Genomic DNA, 18,186 nt, shown 5'->3' with positions numbered 1-18,186 from the left:
TCTTTTTATTTCTATTACCAATTACTTTAATATTGATGTAGGTAGCACTTGTTTAGGAATGGACTTAGTTTGATAATCCACATTTAACCAACCACTACCTCCTCCGTTAAACCATACCACTTGTAAAGGATAGGTCCCTGGCATTAAAACTATACTGCCGTTTTTTTCCACTACGCCGTGGTCCCCATCATTGTCCACGATCAATTTATTATCTACCCATAATTTACTACCATCATCGGAATTGGTATAGAATGTATAGGTATCTTCCTTTTCAATGTGAATTTGTGTGGCGAATTTTACCACGGTGTTGCTTCGGATCTCCTCCTTAACCTCATCCGAGGTTATTTCAAAACAAGTTCCTCTGGCATCCGGTCTTTTATTTTCCAGACTGGGAATACTCGTTAAGTTTTCCAAATAAAACACTTCATACTTTATGGGTGGAACCATCGTCTCCTTTTTTATTCTAAAAAAAGCTTCAGAAACGGTACTAGCAATTTTCCCATTGTTAAAAATAGCACTTTTGGCAACTACATTTTCCGAAGTCTTTACCGCCTCGGAATATAGGGTGGAATTTGCATTGGGCATGGAACCATCCAAGGTATACCTTATCTCGCCTGCGTTATTGGGATTCTCCATGATAACGGTTGCGGATTCATCAAACAAGCCACCGGCCTTTTTGTTGAATTCGGCCGCGGGAAGTATAATAGGCTCCTTAAGCCTTTCCGAAGTTGGATAATCGTCACTTAGGTCAAAACCTACAAAGGCATTTTTTACAGGTTTGCCGATACATGCCAAAGGTGTTTTTATTCCCAAAGCAAAGGCAACTGTGGCCGCATTATCGTATTGGTATACCGGATATTTAAGCACATGGTTCTTTTTAACCGATTTTCCCCAAAGAATAAAAGGTATTTCTATTTCCTGTAATGATTCCCCTCCGTGTCCTTTACCCAATCCACCATGATCGGCACTTATGATGACCAAAGTTTCATCTGCCATTCCGGATGCCTCTATAGCTTCCATTACCTCGGCAAGCAATTCATCCGCTTTTTCCACAGATTTGTAATATTCAGAACTTCCATGGCCATATTCATGTCCACCATGGTCCACATGATCAAAATGGATAAAAGTGAAGGTTGGTTTTTTATCTTTAATATAAGTGCTCGCCAAGGCCGCAGTTTCATCTTCGGAGTCAGGGCTAATATCATAATCAACAGCAGCTTTTTCAAACAGCCTACCAAATCCGGTCCAATGATAAATAGCGCCAATTTCAGCGTTTTCAAAATTGTCATTTATCAATTGAAAGATGGTAGGGAACAAGAAGTCTTCGCTTTGTGTAACAGCAGGTAAAACAAAATTATTTTTCTCCCAGCTGTTAGATGTAATCCCATGTTGCTCTGGCCCGGCACCCATAATCATTGATGCCCAGTTGGTACTGGAACTGGTAGGCAGAACCGCCCTGGCATGCATAGTTGAAGCCCCTTCACTTTTTATCCTATCAAAGGTTGGGGTAGCAGCGTTTTTCAATCCATTGGGACTTAATCCGTCAAAACCAATAACAACCACGTGTTTTACCATGGGTGATTGTTCCTTTTCAGTAGTGGCGCAAGACCATACAGAACAAAAGACCGCGAACATTACAAAAGCGTTTAACAATGATTTTTTAAGGATTATGCCACGCAAAGTGCCCGCTATTGAAGACAAAAAATTGGGTTTCAGTACAAAATTGATTTTAGCCATTTTCTCAAGTTGTATAGGATTATTAGTGTAGTGTAAATATCATATGACTAAGTTAAGTTAAATAGTTAATAATATTAAATTTTTGTAACTATAACTATAATTTTTTGAAATGAATTACCAATCACAATACACTATTAAATCCTCTCAACTTTAGTAATCTCCAGTCCTTGTCCAGTTTATACATAACAATGCCATAGTGGTTGATCCGCTAAGGCATCGGACAAATTAAAAATGTATTATGGTAGGATGTGCCGTTTAGTATTGGCCTAATACCAACAAGGACACTTACTTATTTCTTGAAAATTGCACCCCATTAAAATGGAATTTGACCAACTTATGCTTCCGCTAAATGAACTTCCTGTTTTTCCACAATTAAACTCTTCCTATATTTTCTTTTAAAGTAAATAAGTGAGACAATAGTAATTAGGGTCCCCAAAACAGCGATTAAGTAGGTACTGGCCATAAAAAAATTGAGCCATGAAAGCTTGCTATGTCCAAAATTCTTGTAAAGCAATACTCCCATGCTACCTAAATAGCCAAAGGCATCCGCGATATAAATAAGGTAACCAGCATTGCCCTGTATACGAAAGGTGGCGATCATGCGGTCGAAAAAGATGCAGTTAAAAGGTACGTAACAAATATAGAGTCCAAATCCAACGCTGATCATCCAGAGTATTGGGGAAATAATAGCCATTTGAAACAACAGGGTAGACAGACCAATGGCAACAGTTCCAAATAGCAATAAATAATGATAGGAAACAAAGGCCTTGTAATTATTTTTAATCACTCCTAAAAACCCTATGATTACCAGTACCAATATAGCAATAGGCAGTTCGGATATGGTATATATGGCTGCATCTCCTTCAAAACCCAAAGTATCCCATATTTCTCTTGAAAAATTATCCCTAAAATCGCGCAATGCCGTTAAAAAGGTGTAGAAAAATACCAAAATTATAATAGGAAATAGGAAGGTAAGTAAAACCTTTTTTCTATCCTTTCCGGTCATAGGTTTCCGTTCTGTTCTAAGCTCCTTATCTTCCTCTGTAGGTTGCGGCATTTTATTCAACATCCAGGCAAAAAATACAAAGGGGACAAAAAAAATGGCCCCTGTGACCGAGGGCATCCAAAATTGGGACACCTGCCAATTATCCATAACCAATAGACCGACCGATTTTACCGCCCCACTGGAAACAATAAAACTTGAACATAAAGCCACTCCCAAAAATTCAGTAAACTTTCTTCCCTCCAAATATGAAAACACTATTCCCCACACCATCCCCAAGGGGAGTCCGTTTAAAAACATAAACCCAATATTATATGGGGCGGGGGTAATGGCGAACATGAGAAGACTTGCCTCAGCCGCAAGAATAAGGCCCAAGAGATAAAATATTCTTTTATTGGGCTGTAGTTCCGAAATTACCTTAATCCCAATAAATTTGGAAAGCATGTACCCCAATACTTGCGCTATAATCAAAATTATCTTGTAATCGACACCAGCGAAGGACAGGTCTTCAAATGTGGCTACCGTAAAAGGTTTGCGAAAAGCATACATGCAGAAATAAGTGCCAAAAGAGGCAAAAGCCCCATATAGCAAAAACGAAATATCTTTTTTTACTAGCTTCAAAAATGTTGGTAGTTTGGTTGTAAATTTTTACAAAAGATAAATATTAAAAGGCAAAATTGCGTCCTTTTTAAATTTAAATGAATTTTTTACGGTTATATGATTGTTATGGGAAGATTAAATAATAAAAGCTATGAATATTTTATCAAATATCTAAACACGGGAAGTTTCCAAGCCTACTTTTCTACATCCCGTTTTCGCTATGTATCACCATCCTAAGAGGAAATCAATTCCTACAATTGTGCACCAACTAAAAAAGGGTAGAATAATACAACTTCCCTTTGGTGTATTGTTCATTTTTTGGATCGCAAAAAAGGGATCAAAAAAGCGTTATTGGATAAATTTAGTCCGGCAATACCTCTACAATCATTTCAATTTCCACGGCAATATTACCTGGAAGGGATCCCATCCCTACTGCGGCCCTGGCATGTTTCCCCCTTTCTCCAAACACGGCGACCATTAAGTCCGAATAACCATTGATCACTTTTGGATGATCCGTGAATTCCGGAGACGCATTTACCATTCCCAAAACCTTGACCACTCTAACTACTTTATTTAAATTACCCAACTCCGATTTTAAGACCGACAATTGATTAATTCCTGTAATTCGGGCGGCCTCATATCCCTCCTCTATGGTTAAATCTGTCCCGACCCTGCCCTCAATATTTTCCCCATTACTCTGAAGTGGTCCTTTTCCTGATAAAAAAATTAGATTTCCAGAGCGAACAGCATTTACATAATTGGCTACCGGAGCACTGGCCTCCATTAAGGTTACGCCCAGTTCCTTAAGGTTATCCTCTGGGTTATAATCGGCCGGAATCATTGGAGTTTCTTTGTTTACCGACTTTACCACATCTTCCTTTTTTGTATTACAGGAAATGGCCATTGCGACCAATAAGGGGACTAAAAAATACTTGAAATTCATAAGCGTACTTTTTAAACTAGTTTAATTCATTATACATTTTCCAATACTTCCCTTACTCGTTTGGCCACTATCCTTTCCTGTCCCGGATCCATCATCCAAGTAGTAATCCCAATAGTTTCCTTATCGCCAACTGTAGCTATTGCAGGATGCCCTTCCATTAGCCTTTTTCTGGCCTCCTCCGGGCTAATCTTGACTATTTTGTTGTCCCATGAAATTCGTAGGGATGGAACATGATTGGCATATGGTGGGACATGAATTTCTGTTTCCACCCCTTTAACGGATAAAGCACTATCGCTGATAAGTTTTATTTGGTTCTCCCACAGCTTCCATTCCTTCCCATGGTCTTTTGCCAAATACATTTCCAAGGCCACCAGCATTCCCAAAACTTCCTCTTTATTTACTTTCATCCCTCTACCAATAGTGGTTCCTCGTGGTGGAGTATGAATTCGAGCCGCTTTGATAAGATCTTTTCTACCCAGTAATAATCCAGCACTCTGAGGGCCTCTAATACCTTTTCCGCCAGAAAATGCCACTAAATCGAAGCCCATCTTGGTAAACTTAAAGAGATTATCAACGGGTGGCACGTCCGCTGCACAATCTATAAAAGTAGGAATGTTGTGTTTTTTGCCCAAGGCAATAAATTCCTCATACTTAACTTCCCCATTATCCGTACTGGCATTTAAAAACCAGAGCATTGCCGTATTTTTATTAATGGCCTTCTCCATTTCCTTCTTTGTTTTTACGGTGACTATTTTGGCCCCAACATTTAAAAGGGCATGGGTATAACCAATATTATGGCCTTCCTGAATTATTACCTCATGCTTTAGCCCAGTAGTATCCGGTAATTGGGCGGCTATATCGGAATCCATTCCCGAAATTACTCCTGCAAGACCAATGGACATTGCACCGAACGCCCCAGAGGATACCGTTGCATATTCACAATCCAGCAATTCCGCTATTCTTTCCCCAACCTTGTCCTGAAGATCATCCAAATCCACATATTCCGAAGCTCCAAATACTATCGCCGAGGTAACTTCTTCGGCCATTAAAGAACCGGTCATGGAAGTATAAGTACCCGCTGCATTTATAAACGTTCGTATCCCTAATTCCTTGAAAAAATTCCGTGTTGCCGGTTTGGTTACTGCGGCACTCAACAATTGTGGTGCTAATAGTCCCGTACCCACCAAGCCGCCCACCACTGGTACGCTGGATAAGGTTTTTAATAATTTTCTCCTACTTAACATAATTCATTTTTTATAGATTAATCCAAAATAACAATACAATGTATTTGCACTAGGTAATTCCCCACAAACCCTTGTTAGGGAACAATGGCATTTTTTACAGCCCTTTATTTGGCATCCCACATTGGTCTGGAAATTCCGTTAAGGTCCCATACCACGTCACCCTCCCTTAGGGTAAGTTCACATTCCAATTTTTGATCGCCCAACATTCTTTTTCCCTGTGTATCAATATACCCAAAGTTTCCTTTTCTCAGATTAAGAATAGTCAAGTCGGCCACAGCCCCAACAGTTAGGTGCCCCAAATCTGTACGTTTAATATATTTTGCCGGATTCCATGTGGCGCATTCAATTACCTGCTCTACAGGCATCCCCATATTTATAAATTTAGACATTATATTAAGGACATCCTTCATTCCTCCATTCATACTTCCCGTATGTAGATCTGTGCTAATGGAATTAGGTAAAAAGCCTTGTTTTATGGCAGGAATGGCTTGCTCAAAAACAAAGCTTCCGCCTCCATGGCCAACATCAAAAACAACCCCTCTTTTTTGAGCGTCAAAAACATACTTCCTTACCTTACCTTTTTCATCCACGACCGGAGTTCTTCCTTTTACATGGGCATAGGCATGGGTAAAAATATCTCCCGGTCTCAGTTTTTCCATGAGCAATGTTTCCAAAGACAACTCGGGTTCACTTCCTCCAAAATCGATCATAACCGGGATATCTGCCAAGGTGCCTGCCGCAACCGCCCTATTTACGGGCTCCCATTCAAAACCATTATAGTGGGCCAATTTTACACCCACTATAGTGCCTTTATACTGATTGGCTACCAAGGCGGTCATTTTGGGGTTCATGTCCTCTATATTTTGCTCAATGGCACCACCCTTCATACCCGATCCAATGATATTGAGGAATGATAATACCCTTGTTTTTGATCGATCGATCGTCTGTTCCTTAAAAGTCCTAAAATTTTTCCATCCAGCTCCCCCAACATCAACTATTGTGGTAACCCCATTTCTAAGGGTAAACCCATCGGGAGGTAAACTACTAAAACTGTTACTTAGATAGGCATCTTCCTCGGTCCCAAAAAAATTATGACCATGAATATCAAGCAGTCCAGGCGCCACTATAAACCCCTTTGCATCGATGACCATTTTAGCCTGATTCTCAGGAATTCTGGAATCAACTTTCGCTATTTTTCCATCCTTTATGGCTACATCCATTACTTGGTTCAAATTGTTTTTTTTGTCGATTACATGTCCGCCCATAATCAGGATGTCGTAGTCCTGCGCCGATATTGATACAGTTGTTATTAACAATAAAATAATAACCCAAATCCGATTTTTTAATAAATTTTTCATTTTTCAAAAGTATTGGTTGATCTAAACTCCTAGTATGTAAATTCTATAAACTGACTCTTAACTTCTTTACTTCTTCTGCTTTTACCTCCCCAGCATCATTCCCAAAATTTGTTCTTATATAAGTAAGTAAATCTGCAATCTCAGTATCACTTAAAAAACTGTGCTGTGGCATTACCCCATTAAAAACCTCGTCATTAACTACTATAGAACCTTCCATGCCTTTTAAAACAATATTTATTAGCCTTTCCTTGTCACCAATTACCCATTCCGTTCCGTTTAATGTTGGAAACCTACCCGTTGCCCCTTTTCCATCCTTTTGATGACATGGACTGCAATAGGTGTAATAAGTTTTTTGTCCACCCGTAAATTCCCCAACCATAAGGTTATCCTTGGTTTCATCAGGTGTTCTAATGTGCGACAACAATTTTCTTTTTTCCATTTCTGCCAATTGTTCCTGACCAAAGTTATCTTTATCTCCATCAAAAATTATCTTCCATATTTTACCTTTAACGGAATCAGAAATATACATGCTATCGTCGGGGCCAAAGGCTAGGCCCATAGGCCGAAATTCAGCATCCTTAACACTCACAATGGGATCAACCACTGCAAAACCATCCGCAAAAACCTCCCAATTGCCAGCAGGCTTACCATCTTTGAACGGAACAAATCCAACAAAATACCCCGATTGGGGATAGGGTGCCCTATTGGTAGACCCATGGAATGCGATAAATGCACCATTTTTATATCTGTTCGGCAACTTATCCCCTTCATAAAATACTAAATCGTTGGGTGCCCAGTGCCCTGGAAAGCCCATTATGGGATCATCGAAATCCTTACATCGCCCAACAATTTTACCATCACCTCCATATTCGGGTGCCAGCACTTTCTTTTCCTGCATTTGATCATAATAACAATAAGGCCAACCAAAATTTGAACCTTCCGTTACCTTTATAAATTCCTCGGATGGGAGCATGGCACTATCCCAGCCGGAATATATATTTGAAAACAGTCTAAGTAAATCGTCACGCCCGTGCATAACGATATACAGATTTTCATCCTCCGAATTCCAATCCATTGCCACTACACTGCGTATACCAGTGGCATATTTGTATCCATCCTTTTGGGTCTGACCCAGCTTGTTGGCATCAAAGCGCCAAACACCTCCATGATCCTCCAGTTGGGGACATGGGTCCATACCCGGTGCCCTAGGTGTTCTTTTGGGGTTTTGACAGGCGTTGGATGGAGCCCCAAAAGGGACATACATATGACCCTCGTTATCAAAAGCAATGGGCTTGCCTATATGCTCGTGCTTGCCATGTTCGTGATCATCGGTCATTACAATTTCCATTTCCCCTTCAGGTATTAGTGTTCCCGGCTTTAATTTATAGCGATAAATGACCAATTCCGAACTAAAATAAAGATAGCCATTATAGATTCTCATGGCAGTGGAATAACTCCATTTCTGAAGCGAACGGTATGCCCCAAATTTTTCTATCACATCTGCCCTGCCATCATTATTTTTATCCTGAAGTACAACTATCCCTCCCTTTTCATTGGAATTTCTAAGTTTGCCATATAGTATGCCTTCATCTGTCACCGCCATATGCCTCACCCTTTCCTCAATACTGTCTACGACCACAATAGCTTTAAAACCTTCAGGTAGAAAAAGGCCTCCATTAGATGATTGTACCTCACATTGCACTAGAGTCAAAATAGGCACAACACAAATAATTAATTTTTTGATACAAGGGGAAATGGGCATTGATTATAAATTTAATAAACCAGTGATAGACTCTCCATTGTGGGCAATTTTGTCCAATCCCTTTTAATCCATTAATATTATATGGTTTGAAATTGTTGTTTTACCCTACAATAATATTCTCAGCCTGCATGTAGATCCTGTCGTTAACGCTATAAGATGTGTTCGAACACAACTTAAATTTAATAATACTTTGGAGAAAATGCTCCTTTTATTTCCAATATTTAACAATTATATTGCCCAATTGAAAGAAAAGTGCGATTTCTATTGAAAGATTATAAAAAATATCCCTCTTAAATATCTAGTTCCCGAAGTGTGATAGAATCACCCCTTTAGTGATTATTGAAAAATAAGTTTACCAAAAAACTCTGGTCTGTGATAATCCGGCTTTTCAGTTCCAACCGGATTCCAGGTTAAATAATGGCGTTGGGAAGTAGCGTCACCACATTTATAAAAATTTGCAGTGCTTTTTAAGCCTTTTAATTTAATTTCGGGATTATTGGTCAGGATCTCAGCGGGTATTATTATGGTCATTTCCCAAGTGAAGTCGCCCGTTCTTTCTGTGAAAGTTTGTGATCCCAAAGAGCTTTCCACTTCAATTAAATTTCTAATGGTCTTGGGGTCAACAAATTGACGCTGCCCTCTTCCAGGTCCATAAGCCAAATGAACGGTGCCAATACAATTGAATTCAAAATTATAATAATTCCCGTTCCCCAAGGGGTCTAAAAAAAATTCCACACAACTATCACGGGCCACAGGTCCATTAGTGTCCCCAACACTGGCCAGAATGTTTTTTTCCTTGACATAATATTTTAGCCAAATAGCATTATTGCTATGTGCAATCCTAAAGGCAACATCGGGACGGTAAGAAAACTTATCCCAGTTAATTAAATCCACATGCTCCAATGCTACATGCTGTTCCAAAAGTTGGGACACCTGCTCCAAACCAACTTGTCCGTTATATTTAATTTCCTTGACCTTAAGCACTTTATCCTGACTATGTAATTCAGATTTGCAGGCCAACATTAGCCCGATGAACAATATTACTAAATGTATTCTCTTCCACATTTATGACATATCCAATAGAAGTACAAATTAGCTAAAATTTGTCATCCCAACTAAAAGATATTAAAAATATAGCCTCGTTAAAGCAAATAATTATTCATTGGATGGCTAAACTAATCTCCAGTATGAAGACTACTCAATATTTCATAGGATCTTAGTCGGTCATTATGGTCATAAATATGGGATACGACCATTATTTCATTGACCCGGGTATTTGCAACAAAATCCGAAAGTTGTGCCTTTATTGTTTCCTTAGATCCAACAAAGCTATAGTGCATCATATTTTGTATTTGAGCTTTTTCCACCTCATGCCATAAGCCTTCCATACTCTTCACCGGTGGCGGCAATGGTTTTCTGGTATTTCTAATAATCCCCAAAGCCAATTGCTGAAGACTTGTCTCCAAATTCCTTGCCTTTTCATCGGTTTCTGCAGCAATCACGTTAACACAGGCTATAGTATAGGGAGTTTTACACTGTTCTGAAGGCTCAAAATTTTGATGGTATAATCTAAGGGCTTCATGCAAGTGTGTAGGGGCAAAATGACTTGCAAAAGCATACGGCAACCCTTTTGATCCCGCCAATTGTGCACTAAAGGTACTGGAACCCAATAAATACAAGGGAAGGTTTAATCCCTCCCCAGGAATCGCCCTCACGGCTGCATTTTTATTCTCCTTGGAAAAATACGTCTGTAATTCCGTTATATCATTTGGAAAATCGTGCACAGTTTCGGTTCTATTTCTTCTTAAAGCCTTGGCCGTTAGTTGATCTGTTCCCGGCGCCCTACCCAAGCCCAGATCTATTCTCCCTGGATAAAGTGTCTCCAAGGTGCCAAATTGTTCCGCTACAATTAAGGGAGCGTGATTGGGCAACATAATTCCCCCGGAGCCTACCCTTATGGTTTTGGTTCCTTGGGCAATATGTCCTATTAATATTGGCGTGGCCGAACTAACCAAACTTTCCATATTGTGGTGTTCGGAAATCCAAAATCGTTCAAAACCCAAAGATTCTACATGTTGTGCCAATTCCAGGCTCTTTTGAATAGACTGTAAGGGCGTTGATCCCTGAGCTACAGGGACCAAATCCAAAACTGAAAGCTTTGTGTTCCTTAAATTATTGTTGATTTTATCCTGCATTATACCGATATTTTCTTGATGTGATAGTAAGGCTTAGTCGAAAAATGATTTAATTACTTAAATCAAATTTAGGAAGTCTAGAATCAGTAAAAAAACATCCTTTAATTGAATGGTTCTACACCTTAACCATAACGGACCCTCTCTAATTTGATAAAAGTGAACTACTTATTCCCGTTCAAAAATTACGGTAAGACCTGGATTTTGTTCTTTTAATTGAGAAATGGATTCTTTGGATACTTCAGATTGCCAAAGATAGATACTCTTTAACCTAGTTAATTTAGGAACAAGGTCCAAAACACCTTTTGAAACCTTAGTTCCATAAAGGTTTAGCGACTCCAAATTCTCCAATTTAGATAAGTGTTTTATCCCGTTATCGGTAATTTCATTTCCCCTAAGATCCAACTTTACCAGGTTTTGCAATAATCCAATTTTTTCAAGATAGCTGTCCTGGAGGTGTGAATTTCCCAAGTTAAGCCAAACCAATTGCTCCTTCAGTTCCACTAGGGCGTCTATATCGGAAGCTTCAAGATCATATTCACTTAAACTAAAGTTGGCCTCCAAAAAATTATTGTCCTTCATCAAAGGATTGATTACAAATCCATGGTGAATTAGGGAATCGATTATGGCCTGATTTGGCGCTGGAACATTTTTATTAAAAAGATTGTTTTTATCCAATCCCAAATAATTGCTTACCAAAACACTAACTGCCTTTTCCGTATCCAACGCTGTTACAAAACCGTTCGGTGGGGCACCAATTTTAATCCACCATTTGATCAGTAACACTTCTAGATCTGTAAGCGGCAACTTTCCTTCAGACGGCATAAAATCGTCATGTTCTGTTGGTAGGGTAATCCTACGAACCAATTCGCTTTTCAAGGCATCACCTGGGATAATGGTATGTTCACTTTCCCCTCCAAGCATCATATTACCATAAGAGGTAAGCAAAAGACCTCCTTTATTTTTCCCCTCGTTATGGCAGCTAACACATTTAGTTTGCATCATTGGCAGCACCAGATCCAGAAACACATCTGCGGAATCCAATACCGTGACTTTTTTACGCGGTTCCACCTTGGAAGGCAATCCCGCCATATTCCTTACGGGATTTGGTGCGTATTCCAGTAAATAGGTAGAACCATGGGTCAGGTTACCGCCCATGTGACCTGTAAACATAAGCAAAAGACCCACTATGATAACCAATATCCATTTGGAAATGGAGAGTGGGTTACTGGATTTTTTATTGATAAAGTAACACCCAAAAGACAATAACATTACGGCAATTCCTCCCCACTGATGCCAGAAGAGCGTATCCTCATCATAACCACCACTTAGGGACAGGAAATAGCCAAAAATTACAGCCAAAAGCGCACTAAACGCACCCAGCAGCCACAGCAGCGGGAGAAACAACTCCAAAGGCTTGAATTTGGGCCAGCGCGTAGCCAGTTGTGCCAAAATGGCCATAATTAGGAAGCCTATGGGAAGATGTACAACTACAGGATGAAACCGCCCAAAAAACAAAACAACATCTGGCGGGTTATCCAAAATACCACCATTCATCAAGAAGATAAATCCCATTTATACTATTTAAGTGGAGTGCCTTTTATGGGTTTTCCATTGGTGGTCAATATTTGAAAGTGATGCACCCTATGCCCTTCATAATTCCAAACCATAGATTTATCAGGTGCCAACTCAAACAATTTAATTCCTTTTTGAGCCCCGTAGCTAGCAATCACTGTATTGCCATTGGGTAATCTTTGTGCCCCGCAGGGATCAACAAAAGGGGCTTCCTGTATATCTGAATTGGATACTTTCCAGACTACCTTGCCCTTGGAATCAAATTCTACAACCTTGTTCCCATGGGTTAAAGTAACCACGGTATTTCCATTATTCAGGCGAATAGCGGTAAAAGGCCAATTTTCAGCCTCCCTTCCTCCCAAATCTTCCAAATCCGTATTAAAAATATTTACCACTCTCCCATCCGGTTGGTATTCCTTAACGGCAAATGCCAATAAATGGGGCACTAAATAATTGCCATTGGATAATTTCCTGGCCATTCTAGTCTGCATATGTATATTATCCGTATCAGGCTTAAGTGGTACGCTACTTACCACTGTTCCCTTTTTATTGACCTCAACTATTCTTGGTTCCGATCCGGATTCGGTGATCATGGTATTGCCGTTGGGTAGCCTTACCGCCGTTCCCAATTCCATTGATTTCTCAGTTTTGGAATAGGTAAATATTACCTCTTTCTTCTTGTTGTACTCGCGGACTTCATCACCCCAACAAATAAGTATGTTCCCGTTCTTTAAAACATAACCGTCCCTGGCGCCATTTTTGCCGGAATCCCAGAGTTCCTCTCCATTTTCACCAATAATCCCAGTAAAATTTGGTCCTGCTATAAAGAATGAATGCTTAATTTCATTTTTATTTGTCGACTGATTTTGGGGTGTTAAGACAGTAGCTTGTCCTACCAAAAAAAGCGGCGACATCATTAAAAACAGTAGTCCTTTGCCAAAAATTTTCATATGCGAGTATTCCAATTAAAAATTTATTTAGGTTAAAATATCCTTTACTACGTTACCATGAACATCTGTCAACCTCATATCACGACCTCCAAAACGAAAGGTCAATTGTTTGTGGTCCAATCCCAGCAAATGCATAATGGTAGCATGTAGGTCATGTACGCTTACTTCGTTTTCTATTACCCGATAGCCATATTCATCGGTCTTGCCAAAAATAGTTCCTCCCTTTACTCCTGCTCCGGCCATCCACATACTAAAGGCGGACGGATTATGGTCGCGCCCGTCAGATCCCTGTGCAAAAGGAGTACGGCCAAACTCTCCAGTCCAGACCACCAATGTTTCCTCCAACAATCCCCGTGATTTAAGATCCTTAAGGAGCCCGGCAATGGGTTGATCTACTGCATGGGCATTTTTTTCATGGCCACTTTTTAAATTACTGTGCTGGTCCCACCTGTCAACGCCTGGACCAACGTTTGGACAGGTCAGCTCAACAAACCTAACGCCACGCTCTATCAGCCTTCTGGCCAAGATGCATTGAGAGGCATATCCCCTCAAATTAGGGTCATCGGAATCCATGCCATACAATTTTTTGGTGGCCTCAGTTTCTTCCTTAAACTCGGTAAGTTCTGGGATGGACGATTGCATTTTATAGGCAAGTTCATAGTTGGAAATGGCAGATTCTACTGCATCGGCTTCTCCAATTTTCCCAATTAAACTATTATCCAATTGTTTAATAAATTGGAGTTTCTCCTCCTGAAGATTTTTAATGCCCTCCCTTGGATTGATATTGGCTACAGGTTCTGGACCGGCTTTAAAAACAGAGGCTTGATAGGATGCCGGCAAAAACCCATTCTTAAAATTATCCAATCCACCTGGAGGAACCAACCCTCCGTCCAAAACAACATATCCAGGTATATTTTTATTCTCGCTCCCCAAGCCATAGTTCATCCAAGCGCCCATACTTGGGCGTCCCTGCAAACCACTTCCGGTATGTAAAAAATAATTGGCATTGGTATGCTCCGGAAAATTGGAAACCATGGATCGTATTAAAGCAATGTCGTCTACGCAGGTGGCAATATGCGGAAACAGATCGCTCACCGGCATACCACATTCACCGTATTGTTTAAAATCCCAAGGGCTTTTTAATATCTTGCCCACATTGTCGAACTGAGTGGCATCTACCTTAAATTTCTTTCTTGGATCCTCACCGTTCTCCTTGGCTAGTCGTGGTTTGGGGTCAAAGGAGTCCACTTGTGAGACACCGCCATCCATATACAGAAAGATGACATTTTTCGCCTTGGGCAAATAATGTGGCCCCAAATAAAGATTGGAAGCTGATTCAAGGGCTCCTGCCCTCTTGCAGCCCAATGGCATAGTGCCAAACAGACTCATTAATGCCAATGAACCGAAGCCCCCAGCCGATAGTCCCAACATTTCCCGACGAGAAATAACTCTTGGTTTAGTATTGTGATGATGGCCCATTTAAATAAGGTATATAAATTCTTTTAAATTAAAAATACTATGACAATACTCTTTCCATAGTTCCATTTCTTGATTCTCCCTGTCATCCCTTTTTTCTTCCATTTTCTGCAGCATCTCAAAAAAGTGTGAAGCTTTTTTTAGTTCTTCCGAACTTGCCAAACGAGAAAAAGCCTGCAAATAGATCCACTGTACTTTTTCCTCAAAACCGACCAGTCCCTTTTCCATTAATTTCCCAGCCATAATTTCGGCCTGTTCTGCAACCAATGGGTCGTTCATTAAAATCAAGGATTGTGAAGGCACATTGGTAACGTTCCTACTACCAAAAGTACTAAACGGAATAGGACGATCAAAGGTCGTCATCATAGGCTCCAGAAAATTTCTCCTTACCTCCAAATAAATACTCCTTCGGCCTTCCCCATCTATGGGTCCTGATTTCCGCGGCCTACCCCGTCCCTGCATAAATGCCGTTAAATGGGTGGCCACAGGTGTTCCGTACATGGTGGAATCCAAACTTTCGGAAACAGCCAATATTCCATCTCTAATAGCTTCAGCCTCCAGTCTTCGTACGGGAAAAGAAGCTAAATAAATATTGTTGGGGTCCTTATTGGCCAGCGCCTCACTTTTCAAAGTACTCCTTTTAAAAGTCTCTGAGGTAATAATTGCCCTGATCAATTTTTTAACGGACCATCCTTCTTTTTGAAACTTAACAGCCAAGTAATCCAACAGTTCCGGGTGGGTTGGCAATTTTCCTTGTAGACCAAAATTATCAACGGTCTCTACAATTCCCTTGCCGAACAAATGGTGCCAAATCCGGTTTACCATAACTCTAGAAGTCAAGGGATTATCCTTGTTCAACATTACCTCGGCCAACTCCATACGTCCACTTCCCTTAGATTTAAATACGGTATCCCCCAAAGACAATACCGATAAAAATCTCCGAGGAATATGTTCTTCCGATGGTTCCTTATAATTACCTCTATTGAAAACGGGGCTATCAATTCCGTAACCATCATAAATACCATTAACAAAGGATTCGGTTTTTAAACTTTTTGCAAGTTGTTGACTGCTATCCACAACCGATTTCAATTCAGGGAAATGCGCAGGCAATTTTCCCTTCTTCAAATCATCATTAAGCCTTGTTACCTTGGAGGGAGATATATCCAGGCTCGCCCAATTATCCTGAGGTTGTTGAGCTGTAATATTCTTCTCCAAATCCGACGGCCATTCCCCATCATAAGTCATTGCATATTCTGCCTCAATAAAAGCATCCTCCGGCAGATTATAATTATGGCGGTCATAAGCTCCGGTCAAAATTTCAATATATGCCTTTCTGCCCTTCCAGGCCGCTACGTTAAATACAAAATTATTCCATTCCCCCGTATTCACCTTATGGTCTATTCCACCATAAATTGGATTTTGGATCAATTGAAAATTGTCTATTATTATTCTAATGCTGCTGTTTTTTCCAAGTGCCCTAACTCCAATAAAATCTTTGTCCAAGATAATATTGGGAGATCGCAAAGCTCCAAAAACACCTACACCTATTGCCCTACTAGAAGCTTTCCCTTCGTCCAATCCAAGCAATGTACCTGTGGCGGGATCCACTATGGGATTAGCCAGAGTGGTCCTCTGTCCAAAAGCAAAGCCATTACTTGTCCATCCATCAAAATCCCGGCCCCTAAAATCGCCAATAACGGTATAGGCCTTTTCCTTAGTGGCCACTCCTATATTCTGGGCGTGGTTAGTATTTTCATAGCTGTTTTTGGCTCTGTCCCATTTTCCGGCCACCAGCTTTCGCATATAGGAATTAAGATTTTCTATTTCCTTGGCCGCCAATTTCTTATCCTTGCCTACATCGGCAGGAACCGGAGAAAACCTTGTGCTCTCCATTACCCCATAAAGGGCATAATAGTCCGCTGCAGTTATGGGGTCAAATTTATGGTCGTGACATTTGGCACATGAAACCGTTAACCCCTGAAAAGTCTTGGTGGTAACGTCGATCATATTATCAATGCGATCTGCCTCGTCCTGGCGAACATCCACTGGACTATGGGTGCCTTCACCCATTACATAGAAAGTAGTGCCGAGCCTAGATTCCGAAACTCCGGTTTCCTTATTTTCCCTCGTAGTTTGCATTAAATCCCCAGCAATGTGTTCCTTAAGGAATTGATCATAGGGCACATCTTCGTTAAACGCCCTGATCAAGTAGTCCCTATATTTCCAAGCACCTGTTATTGCATAATCAAACTCGTGGCCCTTTGTTTCCGCATACCTCACCAAATCCATCCAATGTCTTGCCCATCTTTCTCCATAGGCAGGTGAATTAAGATAACGATCAACCAATTTTTCGTAAGCCACACCACTGGTATCCGATAGGAATTCTTGAACCTCCTTAGGGTTGGGGGGTAAGCCTGTAAGTAAATAGGATACTCTTCGGATAAGTGAATTTTTGTTGGCAAGAGCTACTTTTTCCAACCCTTTTTCATCCAGTTTCTTGTCTATTATAAAATCGATGGCCTTGGGGTCCGATAACGCAATTTTCGTCTCCGGCTTAATGAAGGACCAATGATCTTTCCATTCGGCTCCCTGATCTATCCATTTGTTCAATAAAGCCTTCTCCCTCTCGGTAAGTTTTAGATTGGTCTCCGGTGGGGGCATTACCATACCAGGGTCTTCATTATAAATCCGCTGTACCATTTGGCTTTTGGAAGTCTTCCCAGGCACAATGGCATGACCCCCTTCTTTTAGCGCAGCGGTGGCACCTTCGTAAGTATCCAATCGCAACTCCGCTTTTCTGCTACTTGGGTCTGGGCCGTGGCACAAATAACAATTCTGTACCAATATGGGTTTTACATGAAAATTAAAATCGACCACCTTGGGCAGAGGTTCAGAGAACTGTTGTGATCTGTCACAGGAAATACTCAAGCCGCCAAGGGTACATATTAAAATCAGAACCTTTATTCTGTTGAAAAACATTGTTAAAATTTTATACTCATTGTCAAATATACAGATCCAATAGTTTAAAACCAACTATTAAAACAATGTGCTAAACTATTATATAAGCCCCTTGAAAGGTAATGTTTTTGACTTCATCCAAAAATAATACATTGTTGTTAAAATGCTAAGTTTTAAGTTAAAGGGGTTTAAGAACGAATAACTTCAGCTTCGCGCCCTGGGCAAGGCCGAAACCTGAAGATCCACCTTCCATTATACTTGGACTTCGCTCCACACAGGTCAAGGGAAGGAGCCCTTTTCCTAGATCATAGATCAAGAATTTGGGACACTAAGGGCTATGGAATACCCCTAAAATAGAAATGCCATGAGCCAAATGACCGAAAAAAGA

At 40.4% G+C, this 18,186-nt stretch carries 12 protein-coding genes; all 12 read right to left on the bottom strand.

What is annotated here, in order from left to right; genetic code table 11:
* Positions 1–21 precede the first annotated feature (21 nt).
* The 12 genes from CWD91_RS02210 to CWD91_RS02155 all read right to left on the bottom strand — a co-directional run bounded on the left by CWD91_RS02210 (position 22) and on the right by CWD91_RS02155 (position 17,819).
* On the bottom strand, positions 22–1,737 hold the full coding sequence (locus tag CWD91_RS02210; protein ID WP_103439301.1) for an alkaline phosphatase family protein: 1,716 nt from the start codon (positions 1,735–1,737) through the stop codon (positions 22–24).
* Positions 1,738–2,071: 334 nt separating this feature from the next.
* Positions 2,072–3,361, bottom strand: coding sequence for a DUF5690 family protein (locus CWD91_RS02205; protein WP_103439300.1), 1,290 nt, complete (start codon positions 3,359–3,361; stop codon positions 2,072–2,074).
* Between the two features lie 340 nt (positions 3,362–3,701).
* The gene (locus CWD91_RS02200; protein WP_205164592.1) at positions 3,702–4,283 is read right to left on the bottom strand and encodes a RidA family protein; all 582 of its coding nucleotides are present in this window, start codon (positions 4,281–4,283) and stop codon (positions 3,702–3,704) included.
* Between the two features lie 29 nt (positions 4,284–4,312).
* Entirely contained in the window at positions 4,313–5,527 is a 1,215-nt protein-coding gene (locus CWD91_RS02195; RefSeq protein WP_103439299.1) for an aminotransferase class V-fold PLP-dependent enzyme, read from the bottom strand.
* A gap of 104 nt (positions 5,528–5,631) precedes the next feature.
* Complete coding sequence (locus tag CWD91_RS02190; protein WP_103439298.1) at positions 5,632–6,885, bottom strand: amidohydrolase/deacetylase family metallohydrolase; 1,254 nt, start codon at positions 6,883–6,885, stop codon at positions 5,632–5,634.
* A 43-nt stretch (positions 6,886–6,928) separates the two neighbouring features.
* On the bottom strand, positions 6,929–8,605 hold the full coding sequence (locus CWD91_RS02185) for a PQQ-dependent sugar dehydrogenase (protein WP_205164591.1): 1,677 nt from the start codon (positions 8,603–8,605) through the stop codon (positions 6,929–6,931).
* A gap of 378 nt (positions 8,606–8,983) precedes the next feature.
* Entirely contained in the window at positions 8,984–9,712 is a 729-nt protein-coding gene (locus tag CWD91_RS02180) for a carbohydrate-binding family 9-like protein (protein WP_103439296.1), read from the bottom strand.
* A 110-nt stretch (positions 9,713–9,822) separates the two neighbouring features.
* Complete coding sequence (locus CWD91_RS02175) at positions 9,823–10,842, bottom strand: LLM class flavin-dependent oxidoreductase (protein ID WP_103439295.1); 1,020 nt, start codon at positions 10,840–10,842, stop codon at positions 9,823–9,825.
* A gap of 165 nt (positions 10,843–11,007) precedes the next feature.
* Positions 11,008–12,414, bottom strand: a complete 1,407-nt coding sequence (locus CWD91_RS02170; protein ID WP_103439294.1) for a c-type cytochrome domain-containing protein — start codon at positions 12,412–12,414, stop codon at positions 11,008–11,010.
* 5 nt (positions 12,415–12,419) lie between these two features.
* Positions 12,420–13,364 (bottom strand): beta-propeller domain-containing protein, encoded by a 945-nt coding sequence (locus CWD91_RS02165; RefSeq protein ID WP_103439293.1) that lies wholly within the window; start codon positions 13,362–13,364, stop codon positions 12,420–12,422.
* A gap of 27 nt (positions 13,365–13,391) precedes the next feature.
* On the bottom strand, positions 13,392–14,843 hold the full coding sequence (locus CWD91_RS02160; protein ID WP_239985616.1) for a DUF1501 domain-containing protein: 1,452 nt from the start codon (positions 14,841–14,843) through the stop codon (positions 13,392–13,394).
* On the bottom strand, positions 14,844–17,819 hold the full coding sequence (locus CWD91_RS02155) for a PSD1 and planctomycete cytochrome C domain-containing protein (protein ID WP_239985614.1): 2,976 nt from the start codon (positions 17,817–17,819) through the stop codon (positions 14,844–14,846).
* Positions 17,820–18,186 lie beyond the last annotated feature (367 nt).

The organism is Arenibacter hampyeongensis (assembly GCF_002909255.1).
GTDB classification, from domain to species: domain Bacteria; phylum Bacteroidota; class Bacteroidia; order Flavobacteriales; family Flavobacteriaceae; genus Arenibacter; species Arenibacter hampyeongensis.
Note: the sequence above shows the minus strand (reverse complement) of the source record. Positions and strands in the feature narration are given on the sequence as shown.